Source organism: Corynebacterium ulcerans (assembly GCF_900187135.1).
Taxonomy (GTDB): Bacteria; Actinomycetota; Actinomycetes; order Mycobacteriales; family Mycobacteriaceae; genus Corynebacterium; species Corynebacterium ulcerans.
The window spans coordinates 2,289,859-2,312,846 of record NZ_LT906443.1 but is presented as its reverse complement, the minus strand read 5'-3'; the positions used below and the strand labels follow the sequence as shown (position 1 = coordinate 2,312,846).

The 22,988-nt window shown below is 52.3% G+C and carries 20 protein-coding genes and 1 tRNA gene; 4 read left to right on the top strand and 17 right to left on the bottom strand.

What is annotated here, in order from left to right:
• Positions 1 to 35 precede the first annotated feature (35 nt).
• Together CKV68_RS10520 and mca are read right to left on the bottom strand one after the other, a co-directional pair.
• A complete protein-coding gene (locus tag CKV68_RS10520; protein ID WP_014525544.1) occupies positions 36 to 323 on the bottom strand; it encodes a hypothetical protein in 288 nt (95 codons plus the stop codon).
• A gap of 335 nt (positions 324 to 658) precedes the next feature.
• Positions 659 to 1,549: a mycothiol conjugate amidase Mca gene (mca, locus tag CKV68_RS10515; RefSeq protein WP_095076164.1), complete on the bottom strand. Its 891-nt coding sequence runs from the start codon at positions 1,547 to 1,549 to the stop codon at positions 659 to 661.
• A gap of 210 nt (positions 1,550 to 1,759) precedes the next feature.
• Here mca and CKV68_RS10510 point away from each other — a divergent pair, with 210 nt between their 5' ends.
• Both CKV68_RS10510 and greA read left to right on the top strand, forming a co-directional pair.
• Positions 1,760 to 2,221: a DUF4307 domain-containing protein gene (locus tag CKV68_RS10510; protein ID WP_095076163.1), complete on the top strand. Its 462-nt coding sequence runs from the start codon at positions 1,760 to 1,762 to the stop codon at positions 2,219 to 2,221.
• Between the two features lie 266 nt (positions 2,222 to 2,487).
• The gene (greA, locus tag CKV68_RS10505; RefSeq protein WP_013911150.1) at positions 2,488 to 3,009 is read left to right on the top strand and encodes a transcription elongation factor GreA; all 522 of its coding nucleotides are present in this window, start codon (positions 2,488 to 2,490) and stop codon (positions 3,007 to 3,009) included.
• 22 nt (positions 3,010 to 3,031) lie between these two features.
• Here the strand turns inward: greA and CKV68_RS11320 are convergent, their stop codons facing one another.
• From CKV68_RS11320 to CKV68_RS10450, 11 genes are all read right to left on the bottom strand, one after another.
• A complete protein-coding gene (locus CKV68_RS11320) occupies positions 3,032 to 3,361 on the bottom strand; it encodes a hypothetical protein (RefSeq protein WP_171483526.1) in 330 nt (109 codons plus the stop codon).
• 219 nt (positions 3,362 to 3,580) lie between these two features.
• Positions 3,581 to 4,402 carry a Bax inhibitor-1/YccA family protein gene (locus tag CKV68_RS10495; protein ID WP_013911148.1) on the bottom strand — a complete coding sequence of 274 codons (822 nt, stop codon included), beginning with the start codon at positions 4,400 to 4,402 and terminating at the stop codon, positions 3,581 to 3,583.
• A gap of 117 nt (positions 4,403 to 4,519) precedes the next feature.
• Positions 4,520 to 5,548 (bottom strand): AraC family transcriptional regulator, encoded by a 1,029-nt coding sequence (locus tag CKV68_RS10490; RefSeq protein ID WP_054314773.1) that lies wholly within the window; start codon positions 5,546 to 5,548, stop codon positions 4,520 to 4,522.
• Between the two features lie 256 nt (positions 5,549 to 5,804).
• A complete protein-coding gene (locus CKV68_RS10485) occupies positions 5,805 to 6,017 on the bottom strand; it encodes a hypothetical protein (protein WP_052099791.1) in 213 nt (70 codons plus the stop codon).
• Positions 6,018 to 6,266: 249 nt separating this feature from the next.
• Positions 6,267 to 6,340, bottom strand: a tRNA-Leu gene (locus CKV68_RS10480).
• Between the two features lie 53 nt (positions 6,341 to 6,393).
• Positions 6,394 to 7,365: a Ppx/GppA phosphatase family protein gene (locus CKV68_RS10475; protein WP_013911144.1), complete on the bottom strand. Its 972-nt coding sequence runs from the start codon at positions 7,363 to 7,365 to the stop codon at positions 6,394 to 6,396.
• Positions 7,362 to 7,928 (bottom strand): DUF501 domain-containing protein, encoded by a 567-nt coding sequence (locus tag CKV68_RS10470; RefSeq protein ID WP_013911143.1) that lies wholly within the window; start codon positions 7,926 to 7,928, stop codon positions 7,362 to 7,364. Before CKV68_RS10470 ends, CKV68_RS10475 begins: the two co-directional genes overlap by 4 nt.
• A 62-nt stretch (positions 7,929 to 7,990) precedes the next feature.
• The gene (locus tag CKV68_RS10465) at positions 7,991 to 8,533 is read right to left on the bottom strand and encodes a septum formation initiator family protein (RefSeq protein ID WP_013911142.1); all 543 of its coding nucleotides are present in this window, start codon (positions 8,531 to 8,533) and stop codon (positions 7,991 to 7,993) included.
• A gap of 170 nt (positions 8,534 to 8,703) precedes the next feature.
• Positions 8,704 to 9,981 (bottom strand): phosphopyruvate hydratase, encoded by a 1,278-nt coding sequence (eno, locus tag CKV68_RS10460; protein WP_023635418.1) that lies wholly within the window; start codon positions 9,979 to 9,981, stop codon positions 8,704 to 8,706.
• A gap of 232 nt (positions 9,982 to 10,213) precedes the next feature.
• Positions 10,214 to 10,999: a lytic transglycosylase domain-containing protein gene (locus tag CKV68_RS10455; RefSeq protein ID WP_023635417.1), complete on the bottom strand. Its 786-nt coding sequence runs from the start codon at positions 10,997 to 10,999 to the stop codon at positions 10,214 to 10,216.
• A gap of 96 nt (positions 11,000 to 11,095) precedes the next feature.
• Entirely contained in the window at positions 11,096 to 11,701 is a 606-nt protein-coding gene (locus CKV68_RS10450) for a MazG nucleotide pyrophosphohydrolase domain-containing protein (RefSeq protein WP_095076160.1), read from the bottom strand.
• A gap of 262 nt (positions 11,702 to 11,963) precedes the next feature.
• Here CKV68_RS10450 and CKV68_RS10445 point away from each other — a divergent pair, with 262 nt between their 5' ends.
• Positions 11,964 to 13,454: an amino acid permease gene (locus CKV68_RS10445; protein ID WP_095076159.1), complete on the top strand. Its 1,491-nt coding sequence runs from the start codon at positions 11,964 to 11,966 to the stop codon at positions 13,452 to 13,454.
• Positions 13,455 to 13,616: 162 nt separating this feature from the next.
• Here CKV68_RS10445 and mfd read toward each other — a convergent pair whose 3' ends face one another.
• From mfd to CKV68_RS10420, 4 genes are all read right to left on the bottom strand, one after another.
• Positions 13,617 to 17,366 carry a transcription-repair coupling factor gene (gene mfd, locus CKV68_RS10440; RefSeq protein ID WP_197697117.1) on the bottom strand — a complete coding sequence of 1,250 codons (3,750 nt, stop codon included), beginning with the start codon at positions 17,364 to 17,366 and terminating at the stop codon, positions 13,617 to 13,619.
• A gap of 125 nt (positions 17,367 to 17,491) precedes the next feature.
• Positions 17,492 to 18,139: a TetR/AcrR family transcriptional regulator gene (locus CKV68_RS10435; protein WP_014525535.1), complete on the bottom strand. Its 648-nt coding sequence runs from the start codon at positions 18,137 to 18,139 to the stop codon at positions 17,492 to 17,494.
• Positions 18,140 to 18,426: 287 nt separating this feature from the next.
• Positions 18,427 to 19,581 (bottom strand): TDT family transporter, encoded by a 1,155-nt coding sequence (locus CKV68_RS10425; protein ID WP_095076157.1) that lies wholly within the window; start codon positions 19,579 to 19,581, stop codon positions 18,427 to 18,429.
• A gap of 94 nt (positions 19,582 to 19,675) precedes the next feature.
• Positions 19,676 to 21,244: a multicopper oxidase family protein gene (locus CKV68_RS10420; RefSeq protein WP_095076156.1), complete on the bottom strand. Its 1,569-nt coding sequence runs from the start codon at positions 21,242 to 21,244 to the stop codon at positions 19,676 to 19,678.
• 339 nt (positions 21,245 to 21,583) lie between these two features.
• Here CKV68_RS10420 and glmU point away from each other — a divergent pair, with 339 nt between their 5' ends.
• On the top strand, positions 21,584 to 22,981 hold the full coding sequence (gene glmU, locus CKV68_RS10415; RefSeq protein WP_231910477.1) for a bifunctional UDP-N-acetylglucosamine diphosphorylase/glucosamine-1-phosphate N-acetyltransferase GlmU: 1,398 nt from the start codon (positions 21,584 to 21,586) through the stop codon (positions 22,979 to 22,981).
• Positions 22,982 to 22,988: the final 7 nt, after the last annotated feature.

The following is a 22,988-nucleotide window of genomic DNA, read 5'->3' as shown; positions in this document are numbered from 1 at the left end:
CTAACGCAGTAGCGCACTACCGACAACGTGTCAGCTTAGAACCAGTACTTCTTGCCTCGATCAAGCACTCCGGCCTCTGCCATAGCTTTATCCAGCGTCTCGGTATCAAAAAGGTCGATCCCGTGTGCTTCCGCAAATAACCGACGCCGGTGAAGGCGCGTATAGCGACGTCGAAACGCCCAACCAATGTAGAGCACAGCAACAAGCAACGCGATCAGCACAAACCACCCGATTGGGGATGCTTTTCCAAACTCAGAGCCCACCGGACCAGTGATGGTTTGAGCGAGGTAGGTGATCGCGTTGGCTGGATCAACCGTATTCATCTAAGAGTTCTCCTCATAGTCACTGCTAGTCACTGTTACGTCATCCTCACCAGTTGCGTCCGCTGAGAATTTTTCTGCATTACTTCAACATACGCGTTCCCGTATGCCGGCGATGCTGCACTACAGGGGAACTGATAAATTCTAGCGCGGACTCACTTTCATAGAAAACGCACTTTTATTAAATAAGGTCTCGTTTTTACCCTTGTCCTCTACACTGCACCACCACGCTTCACTTACGGTAGTTAAAAACGCAGGACACGCCAAGAAAAGTTCAGTTGCCCAACCATCAGCTCGTACCCGCTTTTACTTAGCTGTGAATTAACCAACACTTCACATTATGGGCGATTCAGGTCTTTATACTCTCGATCAATTCCAGCAAAGAGGTCATTTTCTGGAATGGCAGTAGTTACGCGTGTTCTTGCCAACTCAAATTCCTCAGTAGGCCATAAACGCTGTTGGTCTTCCACCGGAGTACCAAAGAAAGCCCCTGCAGGATCTATTTGCGTGGCGTGGGCACGCAAAGCCTCATCACGCTGCTCAAAATATTCTTCACATCGAATTTGGGTGGTTACACGCGCCATGATGTCCGCACGATGAATCTGCCATCGCTCAAGCATGTCTACGTAAGGGCTTTCTTTCCCCTCTTGAATCAGCAAGTTGTGGAACATTTGCATACGTTGTCGGATAAACCCATGTGTGTAATACAGTTTGAGCGGCTCCCACGCAGCTCCAAGCTCTGGTTTATAAGCCGTCTGCCCTGAATGATCCCAAGCAAGCATAGAGACTTCATGGACCTTAAGGTGGTCAGGATGAGGATAACCACCATTTTCGTCGTAGGTAATGATCACGTGTGGCTGGAACTCTCGAATCACTGCCACGACCTTATCCACTACTTCCTCGGTGTCCGCAAGCGCAAAGCATCCGGGTGGTAACGCAGGTAAAGGATCTCCTTCAGGTAGCCCTGAATCGATGTAGCCCAGCCAACAATGGTGAGCACCTATGGCGCGAATTGACTCCGCCATCTCTTTCCTACGCACCTGCGCCATATTTTCTAGGATTCCAGGTTTATCCATGGCCGGATTAAGGATGGCTCCCCGCTCGCCACCAGTGCAGGTCAAAACGAGCACGTCGCAGCCTTCAGCGGCGTACTTTGCCATCGTGGCGGCACCTTTGCTGGCCTCATCATCTGGATGAGCATGTATAGCGAGAAGACGCAACCCGCGCATAGGAGTGGTCCTTTCCTAGCTAGTCATTTGTTCTTCAACTATAAAGCCGCAGTGTAGTCGGAGTTGCTAGTGCAGGGGTGAGATACTGATCGGATACTATGATGTGCACAGGAGGCGTCGAGAAGTCGCCCACGCTACCCGCGCTTCGCCGCAGATGCTGGAGCAATAAGCGAGATGGCGGGTACAGGATCTCACTGAGGAGCGTAAGAGATGACACCACAAGAGCCTTCGTCGTCAAGCAGCAGTAATACCGCCCGCGCACGCTACTCGGATCCCCAGAAACCACAAAAATCATCTCACCTAAGCGGCAAGCTCCTTGCCATTCTGATCCTCGTTATCACCGCTGCAATCGCGGTTGCGCTCATCAAATTTGTACAGCAAGATCGCCAAACAAAGATTTCTGGGCAGATCGCCAATGTTATGCAGGTTGATGGCAATAATTTCACGCTCACTGTCGACGTAACCAGGGATGATACGGACGTCGACCATTACTGCATCGTTACGGCCCTAGACTACGAAATGGCCGAAGTAGGACGTCGCGAATTCTTTTTGCCCAGCGGAGGAGATAAAACTCAGCGTATCGAGGTCCCTATCAAGACGTCTCAGGGCGCCGTATCCGGAAATCTCTATGGCTGCAGTTCTTCCATCCCTTTCTACTTGCACCGTAGTTAACCACAGCAAAGGACACACAGTCTCTTAGCGGGATCTCCCAGCCACAGCATCTGTGGTAGAATCCCAGCAAAAGCGCGCTATCCGCGTGATTCGGCCCCGAAACGTAAGTGTTGCCGTGCCAAACCGCACGTAAATTCTTTTATTCGGGGCCATCATCATGGCAGCAGAAGAGTACCTTGAGGCATCTTTCGCCTCATAGACTCCTCGCCGCCATTGATTTACATTGCGGATTGCCTCGATTACCAACGTGTAGAGGGATACGGATTATGGCCGAAAACCAAAAGCAGTACATCACCCCGGAAACCAAGGCTAAGCTCGAAGAAGAGCTCAATGCACTTATTGCACACCGCCCCGAGGTCGCAGCTGAGATCAACGAGCGCCGCGAGGAAGGCGATCTCAAAGAAAACGCCGGTTACGACGCTGCACGTGAAATGCAGGATCAAGAAGAAGCTCGCATCAAGCAGATCTCTGAAATCCTCGCTAACTCCACCACCGAGCGTGTAGGTATCGTTGAGGGCGTCGCCCACATCGGTTCCGTAGTGCACGTTTACTACAACGGCGATAAGAACGATAAGGAAACCTTCCTCATCGGTACTCGTGCGGCAGCCTCCGATAACAAGGACCTGGAAACCTTCTCTGAGCAGTCTCCCCTCGGTGCTGCAGTTGTTGGAGCTAAGGAAGGCGAGACTCGCGAGTACACTGCACCCAATGGCAAAACCATCACGGTGACCGTAGTTACTGCAGAGCCTTACGACTCCACCAAGGCCGCTACCATGCGTAAAAACTAATGCGCCGCATCGCCCGCTGCTTTTATTCCCTTATTGCAGCGGGCTTTTGCCTTTCCTCATTAGCGTGCACCCCTGCTTCCCACGTGGACTCACCTAAAAAGATTGCCACGGCAACGAGTGCGCGCTTAACTGCTAGCGTGACGACGTCGCCATCAACTCGAGTACCCCAACATCGCAGTAGCTCAGATTCCAGTACGACAGTAACCAGTGAGCCTTTTCTCTCACCTTCGCCTCCTCTCCTAGCGCCTGGACAGGTTCCATCATTCATTGACTGCGTTGGTTCTCCGACTACTAGACCTCGCACAATTTCTTTATCATGCACCGATAAAGACGACCGCGTTGTTGATATCACGTGGTCTTCGTGGAGTTCTGTTGAAGCCGTTGGCACTGGATTCAGAGAAATGGGAAAAACTCCCCGTACACCGGTAACAATCACCTTAAGAAATCCACTACAAAGTGCCGAAGCTATCGTTTTCGCTGATGTCTATGTCGATGGAGCAATGATTCCCTTATAACGCAGAAAGGTGACTGCTTCCTAGGAAGCAGTCACCTTAAAATGCGTATTTCTTATTTACCTCTGATTGAAGTAGCTCAGGAGACGGAGAATCTCCGTGTACAGCCACACAAGTGTCACAGCTAAGCCGAGCGCCACGCCCCACGCATTCTTGGAAGGAGCTCCCTGACGGATGAGACGGTCAGCGATATCAAAGTCCTGCAAGAAGCTCATCGCCGCTAGTCCAATGCATACGAGTGAGAAGATAATGGCGATAGGGCCACCGCTATAAAGCCCGAGGTTCACGCCGAAGAGGCTCAACACCAGGTTGCCCACCACAAGAACGAGAACACCGATGATGCAGGAGGTAAGAATCCGGTTGAACTTAGGCGTCACCTTCACTGCGCCTGTCTTGTATACGTACAGCATTCCCAGGAAAACGCCAACAGTGCCCAGCACTGCCTGACCGATCAAGGTTCCAGCGTTTTGCCCGCCGACAAGCCAGCCAGACAAGACAAGCGAGATACCGCCTACGAACAATCCCTCAAATGCCGCATAGGTCAAGGTGATAGGCGCAGAGCCAAACTTACGACCAAAGGAAGAGATCAGAACAGTGATCAGACCGCCGATAGCGCCGACGCCCGTCAGCATCAACGCAATGCCGGAATTCACCTGGGCAATTCCGAAGTTAAGGATCGCAAACGCGATGATGACTCCAAGGGTAATTCCCGTTTTAGAGACAACGTCATCCACGGTCATGGGACGATCGTTAACCTGCGGATCAAGCTGATTGTAACCATATCCCCCATAGGGGTTATCGATCTGCTGCTGGTAGCCCGCCTGGGTCTGTCGTTGGCGGGAACCCGTCAGAGAATTTAAGACCGGATTGCTACTGCGCATGGGGCGACACTTTTCCTTTCGCACCGATTCATTTTCTATGTACTACCTAGAAACGATACAGGTAACACTTTTGTTCCCGTAATTAAAAAATGCCTCGCTCTTTACTTCCTAGAGCGTTTATGGGCTGGGGATCAAAAGCTTTTCCGCAGCAACTCTCTCGTTTGCCGCAAGAGGGCGCAATTCCGCTGTGGTTGCCGGATTTAAACAGTGTTTTAGCGCATCCATGAGCGTCAACCCCTCGTTAGCATGTGCCAATGGAATCGGCAGCGCTATCGAGCCCGCCGCAACGTCAACTCTGGTGTGGGTTCCAGAAGGGATAGTCACTGTTTCTCCCATGCCCACAAAACGACAATATCCAGGAGTAGTCACAGTTGCAGTACCTTTATAAATCCACAACGCTAGATCCTGCTCAGCACGAGCAAAGGTGGTTGTCGCAGGAATGTGTGGAGGCTCTCCTACGCTTCCCATCCCCGTTGCACTGCCTGTAAAAGCAGATGGTGTCAATCCAGTATGCCTTCTAAAAGCTCGTGTCAACGATGACGTTGCACTGAATCCCACCAAATTCGCGACTACTGAGATAGTAAAATCATGAGGAAGAAGGGTAGCCGCAACAGAAACCCGATGAGCCGCACGCCATTCACTAAAGGTGAAGCCGGTTCCCTGCAAGAATTGACGCTGTAATGTCCGCGAGCTCACATGAAAACGTTGGGCAAATGACACGAGTGACGTCTGATCTGCGGGGTTAGCAACAAGTAATTGAGCGACCATTTTTGCGGCACCGGACTGCGGGGCAGGCGGAGGGCATGCACGCTCACTAAAAAGGCTTGCTATCTCCGGAGATAAGTCCTTCTCCCCCATCAGGCTCCGGGCAAACTCATAGACCATACGATGAGACCAACGGGATCCTAAGTGTATACGCCTAGTATTTCCTTGAAAATGAAAATCTGGGAACGTAATTGGCAATACCACCCCATGCCCCGAGACAAAAGCACCTACTGGAGCCACCACTATATCCCCAGCCATCACTGCAACTACCCGATCCGGCGCGTTGACAGTCGCAGTGCCTTGATCGCACCAAAGTAACACCGTGCTACCGAACCTAGACGTATGGGAAGTCACGCTAACCCTTTCTACTGCATCTAACATAAAATGCAATACTTTTTGCGCATCATTAACCATCGAGAAAAGCAAAAGCCACACGTGGTACGTGATGAGATACTTCCTCGATATTCTCAATCATTTTACGTAGCCCCATAAAGGTGCCTTTATGCCACATATTACAACATAGGTTTCCCTAAGCATACTTCCATAGGTTGATAGAGAAATATACTTCACACAAAAGCAAAACCACCGGACGCATCACAGCGCCAGTGGTTTTAAGAGAAAATAGCACGTAACTTTTCTAGACAGTGAGTCGAGATTTTCTATATGAACTGTCATAAGAAAGAGGCCTCAAGGAGGTAACACCAGTATGTCGTTCACCGCGATTTTCTAGAACATACGTCCATGCGGAATCTGCATAAGGATCAATCACACCGAGATGATACACAGCGCTATCGAAAGACTCCTTTTTCGCCGCAGCTGAAGATTGGAATCGAACGTTATCGTAAGTCATAGCTCTGCCTTTCAAGGATGGTAAAGGACCGATTTTTTTACGTAGAGCCACACTTGATGGCGCTACTCCTTTTTTCAATGACCTCATGCTAAAACCGGTCCCTTGCAAACCCCTCGGGCGTAGCTGCCAATCCGCTGTGTATTTCCTTCCAATCGGTTTCCCGCTGTATTGCATCAGCAATCCCCGCCCCATAAATGCAAAAAAAAGAGCATCCCAGCAAATTAGGTCGCAACTGGGATGCTCCTGCTGTGCCCCCACTGGGACTCGAACCCAGACTGAATCGATTTTAAGTCGACTGCCTCTGCCGATTGGGCTATGGGGGCAACGCGCCTGCTTAGTTTAGACCGAATGTGGCACGTACTCAAAACCTAGGTTCTCACACCGGGGGCGCCTGTTCATGCGCTTCTGCTAATCCAGCAATAATTCCGTCCAGAATATCTTTTTCAGAAATAACAATCCGGTCAACTACAGCCTTGCGACGAAGCATATCCAAAACGCCGTCCACTACCACGGAACCACCCGCAATAACATCTGCACGCCCAGGATGCATCACGGGATGGGCTGCTCGTTGCGCAGCTGTTTCCGCAATCAACTGCGCGGTTATCACCTGAAGCGCGTCCAAACGCAGTCGAGCATCATGTATGGCGCCAGGATCATAAGATTCTAGCCCCAACGCCATGGCAGCAAGCGTAGTGAACGTACCTGCACAGCCCACAAACGTAGAAGCTTTCTCAATAGGAACAATTTTCTCTACTTGCTCAATACGCTCGGTTACGTAATCACGAGCTATCTCAATCTCGGTGTCCGTGGGAGGGTCTGCCCGCATAATGCGCTCTGTGAGCCGCACACAGCCCATTTGAGCAGAATGCGAACCATAAATCTCGCCCCCAGACTCCCCTACGATAAATTCGGTAGAGCCTCCTCCCAGGTCAATGACACAAAACGGTCCAGATTCGCCCTCTAGATCCGAAACTGCACCACGGAAAGACAAGGAAGCTTCTTCCTCACCGCTAATTACTTCCGCCCGCGCTCCAGGAGTGATCTGGCCCAGGAGGCTACCAGTCATGGCAAAGAAATCATCTTTGTTCCGTGCATCCCGAGTTGCGGAAGTAGCTACCATACGCACGGCTTGTACACCGTGTTCTTTCATAAGTTCTACATAACGAGCAAGAGCTAAACGAGCACGCTCTATAGATTCTGGGGCTAATTCACCAGTACCATCCACACCCTTCCCTAGGCGTACTATTTCCATCAACCGGCATACATCGGTAGCAACACCATTATGTACTTCGCTGATCAGCAGCCTGATTGAGTTTGTACCGCAATCAACAGCGGCAAACTTGGTCACTGGGCCCCTCCAGGAACGTCTGCGTGACTGAAGTCAAAATCTGAAAGGTTGATTCCCAGATCCGAGCACGTGGGCCAATCTTCTGGGATAGCACTTCCACGCAAGCCAGCGTGCTCGGCAGCCATAGCTACGGCCTCCGTACCCAGTCTGAAGTGTTCCGGTCCCTCCGCTAATGCATAGGCGATAAGAACATGCAGGCATTTCACCCGATCGGGCATGCCCCCACCAGAGAAATCTGTCCCTAAATCCTCAATTGCATTTCTTTTAGCCAAGAAATGTTCATGAGCCTTGAGGTAATCAGCACGCAATTCTTCGTCATTTTCTAGACGATCGGTCATCCACTTCATTACATGAGCGACTTCTAAGCGAGATGCTTCTGCGGTAAGACGGGGCTCAGTGAGGTAGTAGAGAGTAGGAAAGGGGGTACCGTCGTCAAGCTTAGGAGTAGTCATCACGACTCCAGGAACCCCATCGGGCGTGCGATAAGAAATTTCTATCACTCCGCGCGGCATACGGCCCAGTTGTTCGGCAACTACAGAAAGATCGGCTTGGGAAACACTCATAAGGTGTATTGTCTCACGCCAAACGTGAAACTTCGATTTTGGATCACCTAATGCGCATAGGGTTAAGGTGTGACAGGCGGAGCCGGAGCTTCTGTGGGGATGAGGGGAAGGTGCATTTCTGGACCATCCGCTCCTCCGGTTTCTTCCTCAGATGCTTCCGGGATACTCACGGAATCCCACAGCTTTTCAAACCACGGGCGTGAGTCATCATGGTTGATGTTCTCCCCTCCCCCCATGGGCTCTTTAGCTTCGAGTTCTGGGGTCAGCACTCGGTACGCACGTTCCCCACGTGCAATGACGCCAAGTCGTGTACGCGCTTGTTCCCTGATGTAAGCATCGGACTTGTATTTGTCTAACTCCGAGAGCAGATCGTCCTTCTTTTGCTGCTTCTGTTCGATCGAAGAGGTGAGACGAGCAATGTCGGCCCGCTGCATCATGTATGTGTGAAGGGGCCGAAAAATCATCACAACAAGGATCACTAGGACTATCCCCACAATGATCAGACCTCTGGCGTGCAGGTGAATACGCTTCCGCGGTAGTTTGAACCCACGCGTTCGCTCAGGGCGGTTGACTACCGGAACCGCACGCTTTTTCTTAATCACCATAGGAGCAACAGTCTAGCGTTATCTGCGCCCCCGCCGCTTAACGCCACACAAAACATCTTTAACAATAGAATCAGCGCCGTAGGTTTTCCTATATTCTAAGAAAACCCACGGCGCCTATCTTGGGTATCAAAGTATTTGATACCCACGTGACCTTCTGACCTAACCTATGTTTAGTCGCGGAAACGCGGGAATGCAGAACGACCTGCATACACAGCAGCGTCTCCTAGCTCCTGCTCAATACGCAGCAGCTGATTATATTTTGCCACACGTTCGGAGCGAGCGGGTGCTCCGGTCTTAATTTGACCACATCCGAGGGCAACCGAAAGGTCTGCAATCGTAGTATCTTCCGTCTCTCCGGAACGGTGAGACATCATTGTGCGGTAACCATTGCGGTGAGCAAGATCAACAGCGTCGAAGGTTTCAGTCAGGGTGCCAATCTGGTTAACCTTCACCAAAAGCGCGTTAGCAGCCTTTTTATCAATACCTTCCTGCAGACGAGCAGGGTTAGTTACAAAGAAGTCGTCACCAACGATTTGTACCTTATCGCCGATAGCCGCGGTGAGGTTGGTGTAGCCCTCCCAATCGTCTTCTTGTAGGGGGTCCTCGATAGACACAATTGGGTACTGCTCAATGAGATCTGCATAAACTTTTGCCATCTCCTCGGCGGTATGCTCGCCGCCCTCAAAGTGGTACTTACCGTCTTTGAAGAATTCCGAGGAAGCAACATCCAGAGCCAGAGCGATATCGGTACCTGGCTTCATGCCAGCCTTTTCGATTGCTTCAACAATAAGGTCAAGAGCAGCCTTGGTGGACTCTACGGAAGGTGCGAAGCCGCCCTCGTCGCCAAGCCCCGTGGATAGACCTTTAGATTTGATCACAGATTTAAGTGAGTGATAGACCTCTGCACCCATCCGCAAGGCCTCGGAGAAGCTCTCAGCACCGATAGGCGCAATCATGAACTCCTGGACGTCCACGCCAGAGTCAGCATGTGCGCCACCATTGACAATGTTCATCATCGGAACAGGCAGAAGATGTGCGTTTGGGCCGCCGACGTAACGGTACAGCGGAAGACCTGCAGACTCTGCGGCAGCCTTGGCCACAGCCATGGAAACACCCAAGATGGCATTAGCACCCAGACGCGACTTGTTCTCAGTTCCGTCGAGAGCGATCATGGCTTGGTCGATAAGGCGCTGATCATCAGCCTCTGCACCTGCAATAGCGTCAGCGATTTCCTCGTTGATGTTATTGACGGCATTGAGAACGCCTTTACCCAAGTAACGATCGCCGCCATCGCGAAGCTCATGTGCCTCATGGATGCCTGTCGATGCACCCGAAGGGACACCAGCGATGCCATGAGCCCCATCATCAAGGAAAACCTCTGCCTCGACGGTGGGATTACCGCGGGAATCGAGGATCTCGCGTGCGAAAACGTGCATAATGTCAGCCACTGTTTAGCTCCTAATGCGTTGTGGATGCAAGTTGTTCTTGCTTTGCAAGTTAATCACGTGATGTTGGTCCCAGCACATCATAAGAATGATCTTTTCCTTCAAAGAAGTTCCATCATGGAAAAACGTTCTTTGCAAAAATGTTGACCAATCAAACATCAACTGTCCGAATCACGCGTACATATCCAATTATGCCAACAATTCGGAAATTTTGGCGGGCAGTAGACGTGAGTTATTACACAGCCGGCTGACGCAACGCGTAGGAAGCTGCAGCGTTCCGCACCTTAATTAAATAGTCATTAGACATATTGTATGCATGCAACGCCGACGTCCATCCTTCTTTAGTGGCTAAATCCCGACCGTCGCATAGCATATTCGCAGCACTCAGAGCCGCGTCGTCGATCTGATTGGGATCCGCTACACCATCACCATTAGCGTCGCGTCCGTACTTTTTCCATGTTTCAGGGATGAATTGCATAGGACCAACCGCTCGGTCATATACGGTGTCTCCATCAAGACGTCCGTTATCCGTATCAGGGACCTTTGCAAAACCGGGTGATCCATCAAGCGGAACTCCGATAATCGGAGGCAGAACAAAACCGTTGGAGTCTATTTCTCGACTTTCAAACAGATGACCTGAGTATGTCCCATGCCGAGTTTCCACATACCCCAGTCCTGCAAGCGTCCCCCAGCTTAAATGACATTCCGGCCAAGACTCTGCAGCGATAAGCTCCGCGTTAGCATACGCGCGTATAGCTGCAGAGCTTATCGACGTATCAGCCGCAATAGGATCGGCCCAAAAAGCAAGCTTGTCAGATGTTCGCCCCGGAGCATGTATATCTATCCGAGGAACCTCCGCCGCTCTAGCTGGTGGCACCGACGTTGGAACGTCTTGTAGCTGCCGTACAGGAGACTCTCCCTCTAAGAAAGAAAGAGCCCATCCCACAAGAGAAATAACGAGGATCACCGACAACACAACACCCATCCCGCATCCTGCTGCGCGGCGAAATCCTGAACCCATGGCGAGTTATTCTACAGAAAAAGGCCTTCGGAGGACTAAGGCAGTACTCTACCGGTTACTTCACACCCCACCTACGGTTGCGTCGATAAGTTAACGTTACTTCCCAGTTTTTCGCTTCCCAGCGGACCATAACCGCTCCTGCTCAGAGACAGGAACCACGCCCGTGGAACCGTCAAAAAGATAGGGCTGACGCTTTTTCATCTTTTGAACAAAACTGGCTGCCACATCCTCAAAATCAAAGGATCCCCTCCTAGCCGCTATCTCCGCGTGGAATAGCACCTGCAACAGCACATCGCCGAGCTCCTCCATCAGTTCTTCATCCAAAGCCCCCTCACGGATAGCGTGGATTACTTCCGCACTTTCTTCCTCAAGATAAGGGATGAGTGAATGATGGGTTTGCATCTGTTCCCATTCTCCGCGGCGTAGTGCGTGAGCCATCACAACGCGCGCCTGCCTCACGACTTCCTTCCGGGAAGCAACCTCGAGTATTTGCGCACCACGGTCGATTGTCTTAACAACAACAGGATCCGCTTCGTTGGTACTCGCAACGATCTCTTCTGTCCCCGCTTGCACACATTTCGCAAGAATTCTTTGAGCCTGTACCGGCACGTCATCTGTAAATGTGATTTTTCCTGAGAGTTTCTTTAATATTTCTACAGGAACCATTGTGGGCCAGCGCGGGTCTAGGAGGAGAACCATCATGTTCAATAATCCTAAGCCCTCACCCCTGCCTACAACTCGTTACTGAATAAGGACCAACAATCGATGAGCAACCAAAGCCTGGTTCAGTTGCTTCAATATTGAGTAGTTCACGCAGAGTGTAAGATTCGTAGGACTGAAAAGCCTTACTTTTCTACTGAGTGAATACATGTATTTTGTTTTCAGCCTTAGTCCTCTCGTTAATTGAGTGCAGTGTGTTCCCCCAAGTCCCTAGTTATTTTGTTTCATACGTAATGAGGTATCCATGAGCCTTGCAGCCTCCAGCGCTGACAAGAAATCACAGCACACGGTTCGCATCTGGACTCTCATCGGCCTAATCATCGGTTCGACTGTCGGCTCAGGAATCTTTTCTTTGCCGCAAAATATTGCATCAGTGGCGGCGCCGGGAGCGATGTTCATCGGCTGGGTCATCGCAGGCGTAGGCATGCTGGCAGTGGCCTTTGTGTTCCAGATACTCGCGCATCGCAAACCACACCTTGACTCCGGTGTCTACTCCTATGTGCGCGCAGGATTAGGCGACTTCATCGGGTTTACCTCGGGTTGGGGCTACTGGCTAGGCAGTGTCATCGCACAAGTTGGATATGCCACGTTGTTCTTCTCCACGCTAGGACACTACATTCCGCTTTTTAATACGGACCATCGCCTGGCCTCTGCCATTGCAGTGTCTCTGATGACATGGCTTATCTTTGCTGTTCTGTCTCTCGGAATTAAGCAGGCCGCTTTTATGAATGCGGTCACCACGGTAGCCAAGTTGCTTCCTATCCTGGCATTTATCATATTGGTCATGTTCTTGGGCTTCAGCTGGGATAAATTCACCTTTGATTTCTGGGGCAATTCCACCGGAGCCTCCGTTTTTGACCAGGTCCAAGGCATCATGCTTTTCACTGTATGGGTATTCATCGGTGTTGAAGGCGCCTCAGTGTATTCCAAGCAAGCCCGCACGCGTGCCGACGTCGGACGCGCTACCGTATTCGGTTTCTTTACAGTGCTACTTTTGCTCGTCACCGTAGCAACCCTGTCCTATGGTGTGCTCACACGTGAAGAGCTCGCAGCCCTTCCTAACAACTCGATGGCTTATGTGTTGGAGGCTGTCGTCGGCCCCTGGGGCGCAGGACTGGTCTCCATTGGCCTGTGTCTGAGTGTTCTCGGCGCGTATGTCTCCTGGCAGATGCTTTGCGCGGAACCAGTAGCCATGATGGCCTTCGACGGACTACTCCCCCGACAGCTTGGAAAAATCAATGCCTCCGGTGCACCTTGGGTAGCCCAGTTGATTTCTACAACAGTAATTCAACTCTGGGTGATCGTCTTCTTTATCAACCAGACCACATACGTGTCTATGGTTCAGCTCGCCACTGTTTTATACCTCGTCCCCTATGTTTTCTCAGCGTTCTATCTCATCTTGTTAGCGACTCGAGGCAAAGGGATTTCGCACCCTGCAGCAGGCACTCGCTTTGATGATTCTGGCCCAGAGGTCAGCCATAAAGAGAATCGTCGCCATCTCGCTGTGGCGCTCCTTGCCTTTGTGTACTCGCTGTGGCTGTTCTACGCCGCGGATCTGAAGTACGTGCTCTTCGGCGCCTTGGCGGTTCTTCCCGGCCTTATCCCCTATGTAGGGACCCGCCTCTATAAAAAGGAACCTGTTTTCAACGCATTCGAGTGGGTAGTGGTTTCGCTCATCGCAGTTGCAGGGTGCTACGGAATCTACGGCATTATCACTGGGACTATGTCTCTCTAAAAAGCCAATTCCAAAGGCCACACTGTTTTCTCAGTCCAACTAACGGGGGCTAGTTCATTCAACAGTGTGGCCTTTTCTTTTTAGCTCGTACAACTTAATGGGATAAGAACTACTCCCGTGTATATTCCGGAGCCTTACTGCGCTGGTGCTTTCACAGCGTTATCAACGCATCCGATACTTCCTCCTACGCGCTTCACGTTTGTCCTCATAGTCCTCGTCGTCATTACGCTCGCTCCGTCTAGTGACGGTACGTTGAGCAGTGCGCGCCCGCCCAGGGCTGGGTGATTCCCCCACGGAGATGATTTTTTCAGGCACGGCTTCCCCAGTAACTGAGATGCGTGGTATTTCAAACATTTCCGATAGGAAGTCTGCTACCCATTGGAGGAGGGCGACGTCGCGAAGCGGCTTATCGGTAACGTTGCGGCCCTCCTTAGGAAAGGACAGCTGGATAGCCTTAGCCGCAGCGCGGTATGTCGCGGAAGGCAGTAGCCGTTTAAGCCGGACTTGTTTGGAATCTGGGAGTTCCACCGGATGAATCTTGATCCGCGTTCCCTGCACACCAATGTCGCTGATGCCCGCGGATCTGGCGAGGTGCCGTAGCCGAGCCACAGCCAGGAGGCGTTTGACCTCTTCAGGCAATGGTCCGTAGCGATCCTCCATCTCTTCTACTGCGAGTATCAGATCGGCATTGCTTTGCGACGCCGCCAGCTTCCTATACACCTCAAGCCGGAGTCGTTCTGCGTTGATATACGACTCTGGGATGTGCGCATCCACCGGCAAATCGATGCGGATTTCTTTTGGCCCGTCATCGGTGGCATCGATGATTTTTCCGTCTGCAAGGGCTCGGTAGGCCTCCACGGCTTCACCGACAAGTCTCACATAAAGATCAAAGCCTACGCCTGCGATATGGCCAGATTGCTGCGCACCAAGTACGTTACCGGCGCCTCGCATTTCCAGGTCTTTCATGGCCACTGCCATACCAGCACCCAAATCGTTGTTCTGAGCGATGGTGGCCAGGCGGTCGTAGGAGTTTTCCGTCAGTGTTTGTCCCTTGGGATACAGGAAGTACGCGTAACCACGTTCCCGGGAACGCCCTACGCGTCCGCGCAGCTGATGAAGCTGCGAAAGTCCCATATGATGTGCGTTCTCCACGATGAGGGTGTTGGCATTGGCAATATCCAAACCAGTCTCCACGATGGTGGTGCACACCAGCACATCAAATTCACGATCCCAGAACCCCTGGACAGTTTGTTCCAGCAGTTCCTCACTCATCTGACCATGCGCAACAACAATACGAGCTTCCGGCACTAGGTCTCGCAGGTCTCTAGCTTTCTTTTCAATATCGGAGACCTTGTTATGCACAAAGAACACCTGGCCGTCACGCAATAACTCGCGCCGGATAGCTGCAGCGATTTGTTTATCTTCTTGTGCGCCAACATACGTCAAGATGGGGTGGCGATCCTCGGGAGGAGTCAAAATGGTCGACATCTCGCGTATCCCAGCCATAGACATTTCCAAAGTTCGTGGGATCGGTGTGGCAGACATTGTCAGCACATCGACATGAGTACGCAGTGCTTTGATGTGTTCTTTATGCTCCACACCAAAACGTTGTTCCTCATCGACGATGACCAGTCCGAGGTTCTTCCACTGAATTCCTGTTTGAAGCAGGCGATGCGTACCGATCACGATATCCACGGTTCCGTCGGCAAGCCCTTTTATGGTTTCTTTTGCTTCAATCGTGGAGGTAAAACGGCTTAAGCCACGCAGATTCACCGGGAATCCGGCCATACGTTCATCAAACGTGGACAGATGCTGCTGCGCTAGCAACGTGGTAGGAACGAGGACTACCACTTGTTTGCCATCCTGAACAGCCTTAAAAGCGGCTCTCACAGCAACTTCTGTCTTGCCGTACCCCACGTCTCCTACGATGACGCGATCCATAGGGACGGGTTTTTCCATATCCGCTTTGACCGCCTCGATGGCCATCATCTGGTCTTCAGTTTCAACGTATGGAAAGTTGTCTTCCATCTCATGTTGCCAGGGGGAATCAGGTGCAAAGGGGTGTCCCGGCGCGGATTGTCGCTTGGCATAAAGCTCAACGAGTTCACCGGCGATTTCCCGAACTGCAGCGCGGGCCTTTTTCTTAGTGTTCTTCCAATCGGAGCCCCCCATCTTGGATAACGAGGGTTTCTCGCCTCCCACGTATTTGCTCAGGAGATCAAGGGAGTCCATGGGAACAAAAAGCTGATCTGCGGGCTGCCCGCGTTTTGCCGGTGCGTATTCCAGAACGATGTATTCCCGTCGCGAGGTCTCGTCCCCTGACGTAATCGTGCGCTCGGTCATTTTGAGGAATCGACCGATGCCGTGGGTTTCATGCACCACAAAGTCGCCGGTCTTCAGCGCGAGCGGATCTACGCGGTTGCGTCGTTTAGCTGGACGACGCTTTGCTCCTGCGATATCGCCCACGCGGTTACCGGTGAGATCGGTCTCTGTGACGACGACAAGAGGCAATGCCTCGGTTCCAGCTTTTTTACGGACTTTGGGAAAGACGAGGCCCGCGTGGCTAAGCGCCTGGTAGAGAGTCACTTCTCCCGGCGTGGGCTCCCAGCCCGGTGTGGCTACCTTTGTGGGGATGCCTTTTTCCTTGAACCTATCCACCATGCGTTTGATCGCACCCTTAGCTGGGGCGATAAAGGCAGCCCTACCGCCTGCGGTGGTATGGGCTAGCAGCAGGGACATCATCTCTTCAATCTGAGAGAGATCACCGCGCGGGGTGGGACCTGCTTCAAAGTCGAGGGGAAGAGTTTCCGCATCGTCTGCTTCAAACATGCCGGAAGGCGCAAAGGTCCACCATGAGCACCCCGCCTGGCGCGCGGATATTTCTAAAGACTCATACGAGCGATAAGAGCTAGCTTCTAGGTCTAGTCCTTGGGCAGCAACCGGCCCAGCGGCACCCATTGCTGCGGCCTCCCATCCCGCTGCAAGGAACTCTGCGTCGGTGGCCTGCAAATCCGCCACCCTGGTGCGAATTTTTTCTGGGCCGACTGCTATCACGTGTGTGCCCTGTGGCATGAGCTCAGGAAGAGTAACCAAAGGGGTATCTACGAGCGCTGGGATAAGCGCTTCCATGCCGTCTGCCGGAGTGCCCTCCGCCAGCTTGGATAAGAGTTCTTGCAGCGTGGGGTTTCCCTGATACTTCAACGCTAAATCGCCGGCGCGCTCTGCCACGGCGGGTGTGACGAGGAGTTCGCGAGCAGGGAAAATTTCCACAGCTCCGTGGGAAGAATCCGGGATTGCCCGCTGGTCAGCCACTGAGAATTCCCGGATCTCCGTGATCTCGTCTCCCCAGAATTCTAAGCGAACAGGTCGATCCATCGTCGTGGGGAATATATCGAGGATTCCGCCTCGAGTAGCAAACTCCCCGCGCTTAGCCACAAGATCAACGTGCTGATAAGCCCTAAAAACGAGCTGTCGAGTGAGCTCTTCTAAGTCATAATCTTTTTCAGCCTCAAGAAGGAGGGCATTACGCCCCTCTGCGTTCTGAAGAATCGGTTGGCTAATGCCGCGTGCGGCTGTCACCACCACGCGCAGATCATTCAGATGTGACAAGATCCTAGCCCTCTGACCCGCAACATCGGCAGCTGGGCTAAGACGCTCGTGAGGAAGAGTCTCCCATGCGGGGAACCAGGCTACAGAGTCCCCCAGCATTGCCCGAAGTTCCGCAGTGAGATCCTCGGCTTCACGCCCGGTCGCCGTGATAACGAGTACTGGGGCTCGGTGAGATAACGCTCCGATAGCCCAGGGACGAGATTGATCTATGCCAGTAATATGCAGCGCTGGGTCACCAACGTGTTCCAGCAGTCCCTTGATTTTGGGGTCTGTCGCCGCAACTTTGAGTAGCCCCGCAAGCATAGCGGGATGGTGGCTGTTAGCGGCTGCGTTATCAGTTGACAACAAGAAACTCCTCAAAACTACGACAAAGACTTGGGTGATCTATCCCCGATTGCTCACAAGAGAGCCGGTGAAAATAAAGCTTTTTAGTGGGAACCTAAGGTCTCTGGCTTGTTTCCGATTTCAGACAAGGACGGTTCAGGCTCCATACCGGCCAGACCATTCCAACAAAGATTCACTATATGAGCCGCAACCTCTTCTTTTGTGGGCCCACCGAGCTCTTCTTTTTGATCCAACCACCATTGAGCGGTCATGGAGACCATTCCCACAAGCGCCTGGGCATACAGAACAGCGTTCTTGGGATCCAGCTCTGATCGTTCAAAAGCCTGTTCCAGAAGATACGAGACCTGCACGACGGCGTCGTTAAGCAATGTGGAATAGCTACGAGCCTGGCCCGCCTTCATATCTCGTACCAGAATCTGGAAGCCATCAGTATCTTCTTCCACATACGTAAGCAACCCCAGCACGGCTTGTTCGATGCGAGCCCGCGAACGACCAGTCTGCAAAGAGTCGGTAATCGCTTTTTCTAGCCGAAGCATCTCACGGTCAACGACTACAGCATAGAGCCCTTCTTTGCCCCCAAAGTGCTCGTACACCACTGGCTTGGACACACCCGCACGAGCAGCAATTTCTTCTACGCTCGTCCCCTCAAAACCGCGCTCAGAAAACACGCTGCGCCCGACCACAATGAGTTGTTCTCGACGTTCTTTTCCAGTCATTCGCTTTCGGACCATATCCACTACCTTATCGTGTCCTACGCAAACGCTGTTTATGCTGCTTGACAACCCACTAGAAACCGCCAAACAGTTCTTCCATATACAAAACCCCGGCTCCACGTGAGTGAAGACGGGGCAAAGATTGCTTCCCCACCAGGACTCGAACCTAGAATGACGGTACCAAAAACCGTAGTGTTGCCGATTACACCATGGGGAAAGATGAGGCCACCGATAATGCTTAAAGCATTAGGCGGAACCACCGAAGGAGATCATACAATATTTTCTCTCCTTTGGAAATTTTAGGATTACACCCCCGAGGATTTTGTTACAGGTCCTCCTCGCGACTGCATAATCACCGCGCGTGTCGACGTCACCAAGCACAGCGTCACCGTCCCCATCAAACAAACGGTGCCAAAAGCACCCAGCCACGTAAAAAAGCTTAACCCGGTACCTCGGGCAAACAGCGTGGCTCCCAGCGCCAAAGTGCCAAGGGGGAATGTCATCGCCCACCATCCCGGAGTAAAAGGCATTCGCAGGTAGAAACCTCGTATAGTCATCGCCACGGCAAATATCACGAGAGGAATCCCCACGATGAGCATGATCCAGCCGTAAAGATTGGCCAAATTATGCATGGCTGCTTGAGTCTCCGGGAGTACAAGGTGGTCAGTCTGAAAGGCCATCGCTTGTGCTGCGGCCGTCGATTGTCCTACCACGCCCAGGGGTATCCATGCCGATACGGACGCAACAACAGGGATCGGTTCTACCCGCCATTGATGGTTGTAGGAACAAGCGAAAATAATAGAGCCGACAAACAGCGAGAGGAAAAAGCAAGCGATGGAGACAACCTGCACGTAAGGATCAAGAGTCTCCGACACATGCGGCACCAAGTTGGCTCCCGTCGTGGAAGAAACCATGGGCCCCACTACGGCCAAGCCCCAAATGGTTGTAGGTGCGCCACGGTCTACGCCTATCAAACGGGCCGCAAACCCAAACGCTGAGCACACGCCCACAACAGTGCCAAACACCCACATCCCAGTATTAAGTCCCCACACAAAACCTAATAATCCTGGGGCGAAAGAAGGAACGACTACGGTACTTGCAGATCCCTCTGAGAGATACCCCATAGAGACCGTCGCCCAAAACGGCATTTGTGAGAAATCTGTTATCGAACGACTAAAAACACTGGGTTTACGCACAACGCGAAAGGCAAAGCCAAAGGTCAAACCAATCAACAGCACCCATGCAATCCCCAGCACAACAGCAGAAAGGATATGAGCGCCGAGCAGATGGGGCGCATGAGTATGAAGCAAGTTTGCCAAAAGCCCGGTTCCCATCACAGAGGGAAACCATGCAGGGCCCGCTGGCGGAAGAGGAATACTCGAACCATGACCAGACTTGTTGCCGTGCATAGGAGAATTCCGAGCATCGGTAGAAACAGAACGACGAGATTCCAAAGACACTACTGTTGTCCTTATTGCTGATAAAATATATTACTGCGTATAGCTTTCACTACTTAGCTATTTTTGGGTAACCAGATCGTCGCCATACCACGTATTAGTGGCTATGTCTGTGTTCTCCTGCTGAATGTGTCAGCGTGTAATCCGTACGTAGGTCGGGCTTTTCCCCTTTATTAAGCATCATGTACTGCCCCATCATCCCTTGATCCTCATGGAACAACATATGGCAGTGATACATATAGGGGTAATGATTATCCCTATACTGTCCAAAGACCACGGCAAGAGTCGCCGTAGCTCCTGGAGGCAGGGTGATGGTATCTTTCCAGCCTTGCGTTGTTACGACGGCATCTGTGCCGTTTAAACTCAGAACTTTGAACGCACAGTTGTGTATATGAAAGTTGTGTATCCAATCGGAATTTCCGTTGGTCACAACCCATTTTTCCGGATCTGAATGCGCAATAGCAATGTCCACTCGATGCATGTCCATCGACTGCTCATTTATCTGAAACGTGTTAAGAACAAAAGTGCGCTCGATCGAATGCTCTGTGTTAGGCAACTCACCGGCCGAGGTATCTAGTACCTGAGGCAATTGTTGCGGTTCAGGAGCGCTGCTTTCAGGCCCCTTGATCAACAAGACTTCATGTGCATCGTGGAGTCGAAATTTAGCCGTGTACTCGTCTTGCGGAACCCCAAGATGATCCGCAAAGCCGATGGACTGCAACGATACTTCTTCCCCCGGGGCAATATCTACAACTATTTCCACTCTTTCACCAGGGCCAAGCATGACACTCGTTGCTTCTTGGGGAGACTCTAAAAGCCCTGAGTCAGAGGCAATGATATGGAACGAGCGTGAATCGGAAAGCGCAAGGTTATGAAACCGCATCGTCGAACCACATAAAATTCGAAAGCGAACCCGGCGCGTTGTTGCCTGGAAGTGTGGATTAGTTATGCCGTTGACATAGGGAACGTCGCCTAAAAGCCCTACCGTGTCATCGATCGTCTCGTCGAGAACGCCGGCTTCCGTAAAATTCGCGTCCATGAGAATCAAGGGCACATCGTCTACCCCATACTCCTGAGGCAGATCAAGAGACTTTGAAACGTCGTCTTCAAGGATGATCATTCCAGCCAAGCCTCGATATGCCTGCAGCCCAGTTTCCCCATGAGGATGAGGGTGGTACCACAGTGTGGCGGCAGGCTGTTCTACTGTGTAGCTCGCAGTCCACTTCTTCCCTGGCGCAATGGGAGAATGCGGACCTCCATCAGCACGAGCGGGTAAAAGCATGCCGTGCCAGTGCACAGCGGTTTCTTCGGTGAGTTCATTGAGCACCGTAAGCGATACAGCGTCGCCTCGCGATGCGCGGATTGTTGGACCAAGGTGCGATCCATTAAACCCCCATGTCGGAGTCTTAATCCCCGGAAGAATCTCTGATTCTCCTCGTTGCGTGGTCAAAGTAAAGGTTCGTTGCATTCCAGATTCTTGGTCCGGTGCCAGCGGCGGAATAGGCAATGCACGAGTTTGCCCGTCCCAACCCCGTGGACTCGGTAACTTCTTCCTAGTCTTCTCACGCCCTCGTTCTTCTTTCCCGCACCCAGAAAGGCTCATGCCAGCAGCTGTTGCACTTGCCAGGCCGCCGAGCGCTAGGAAGGACCGTCGATTCAGCTGCATAAGCGCCTTTCTCCAATACCGTCAATAAAGTTGAGGAAGCTCAGCACCTCATCGTAGCTGCTAATACCGCTGCGTCGCAGAGCTGTCGTCTGTTCATGGCACAGAAACAGTGATAGGGACCCTTGTAGAACACAACCCATCTTTTCGTTTTCGTCCTCTGTCGCTTCTGCACCGTATATCCGCTAGCGGCAAAAAACGTTGTGCTGACAAGATGAGCAAGTAGACTCTTTACACGTAATACTCAATGTGATCGATCAAGGAGAACGTGCACCTGTGAGCACACCTACACCTGCCGAGGCGGTGGCGGTAGTCGTCTTAGCGGCTGGGGCCGGCACCCGAATGAAATCTGAGCTGCAGAAAACTCTGCATTCGATCGGCGGACGATCGTTGCTTTCCCACTCCTTGCATGCAGCAGCGGGGGTCTCCCCTGAACGCATAGTCGCTGTTGTTGGTCACGGGAGAGACCAAGTCGCCCCTGCGGTAGAACATGTTGCATCGGAACTAGGCCGAGAGATCAGCATCGCGGTTCAGGAAGAGCAAAAAGGCACTGGACACGCCGTGCAGTGTGCTATGGATCAGCTCAAAGATTTCTCGGGCACCATTCTGGTTACTAATGCCGATGTTCCCCTGCTGCGCCCGGAGACACTTTCTGAGCTAGCGGAGTTCCACCGCGAGGCACCTACCGCGGTCACGGTGCTCACGATGCGTTTGGATGATCCTACCGGTTATGGTCGTATTGTCCGCGACGAGTCGCACTCTGTTGCAGCTATCGTCGAGCAAAAAGATGCCGATAGCAAGACCCTCAGCATCCAGGAAGTCAACTCGGGTGTTTTTGCGTTCGACGCTCGCATCCTCGCGCATAGTTTGACACAGCTGGACACGGACAATGCGCAAGGCGAGCTGTATTTGACCGACGTCCTCGGCATCGCAAGAAGCGAGGGACACACTGTCCGGGCCTACCCGGTGGCAGACCCTCACGAACTCGGCGGAGTCAACGACCGCGTACAGCTTGCTGAGGCCGCTAAAAGGCTCAACACCCGCACCGTAGAGGCAGCCATGCGCGGTGGCGCTACCGTTATTGATCCTGCCACCACCTGGATCGACGTAGACGTGACCGTGGGCAAAGACGTCACCATTTACCCGGGCACCCAGCTACGCGGCAGCACCACAATCGCTGACAACGTGGAGGTCGGCCCGGATAGCACCCTCATCAACATGGTGGTGGGAGAAGGGGCTCACGTCATACGAACCCACGCTATGGATTCAGAGATTAAGGCGCGTGCTTCTGTTGGCCCATTCACCTATATCCGCCCAGGAACCATCGTCGGCGAAGAAGGTAAATTGGGTGGTTTCGTGGAAGCCAAGAATGCTCAGATTGGCCGCGGCTCCAGAGTGCCTCATTTGTCCTATATCGGTGACGCCACAGTAGGTGAATATTCCAATATTGGGGCCTCAAGTGTCTTTGTAAACTACGACGGCGTAGAAAAGCACCACACAACCATAGGCTCCCACGTCAGAACAGGTTCTGACACGATGTTTATCGCTCCAGTGACGGTCGGTGATGGTGCGTACTCTGGAGCAGGTACAGTAATCAGAGAAGACGTTCCTCCGGGAGCTCTTGCCGTCTCCGGAGGCAAGCAGCGCAATATTGAGGGATGGGTGGAGAAGAGACGCCCAGGAACTCCTGCAGCTGAAGCCGCCCGTAGGGCATCTGACCACCAATCCAAGGAAGGTTAAGCGAAAA